The 761-nt window shown below is 51.5% G+C and carries 2 tRNA genes and 2 rRNA genes; all 4 read left to right on the top strand.

Features of this window, described 5'->3' with window-relative positions:
• Positions 1-112: ribosomal RNA gene (locus tag E9536_RS41150) — 16S ribosomal RNA — on the top strand; the annotation flags it as partial.
• A gap of 62 nt (positions 113-174) precedes the next feature.
• A tRNA-Ile gene (locus tag E9536_RS41145) sits at positions 175-251 on the top strand.
• A gap of 38 nt (positions 252-289) precedes the next feature.
• A tRNA-Ala gene (locus tag E9536_RS41140) sits at positions 290-365 on the top strand.
• Positions 366-652: 287 nt separating this feature from the next.
• Positions 653-761 (top strand): 23S ribosomal RNA (locus E9536_RS41130); the annotation flags it as partial.

Genomic DNA, 761 nt, shown 5'->3' with positions numbered 1-761 from the left:
AGAAGTGGCTAGTCTAACCGCAAGGAGGACGGTCACCACGGTAGGATTCATGACTGGGGTGAAGTCGTAACAAGGTAGCCGTATCGGAAGGTGCGGCTGGATCACCTCCTTTCCAGAGCTTCTCGCAAAGTTGAGCGCTCACGCTTATCGGCTGTAAATTAAAGACAGACTCAGGGGTCTGTAGCTCAGTCGGTTAGAGCACCGTCTTGATAAGGCGGGGGTCGTTGGTTCGAATCCAACCAGACCCACCATTGTCTGGCGGTAACACCTGAGGGCATCTGTACTCAATGGGGGCATAGCTCAGCTGGGAGAGCACCTGCTTTGCAAGCAGGGGGTCGTCGGTTCGATCCCGTCTGCCTCCACCAATCACCAACGCTAAGTGCTTGGTTCATCCGATGAATCGAGAGTTTTGCATTGGCGATTGAGCCAGTCAGAGCGGTACGAAAGTATCGGCTGTCGTTCTTTAACAATCTGGAAGAAGTAAGTAATTTGGATAGCGGAAGCGTCTTGAGATGGACGTGAAAACTATCCGGGTTGTGATTGTATCGATGTATCTCAAGATGATTCGAACTCTAAGTTTGACTCAATTGGAATACGGCACAACGCGAGAACTCAACCTGTAGCGACTGTCGATGAGACAGACTCGTTATAGGGTCAAGCGAACAAGTGCATGTGGTGGATGCCTTGGCGATCACAGGCGATGAAGGACGCGGTAGCCTGCGAAAAGCTACGGGGAGCTGGCAAACAAGCTTTGATCCGTA

Origin of the sequence: Burkholderia sp. LS-044 (assembly GCF_004803625.1) — a bacterium.
Classification (GTDB): domain Bacteria; phylum Pseudomonadota; class Gammaproteobacteria; order Burkholderiales; family Burkholderiaceae; genus Burkholderia; species Burkholderia cepacia.
Note: the sequence above shows the minus strand (reverse complement) of the source record. Positions and strands in the feature narration are given on the sequence as shown.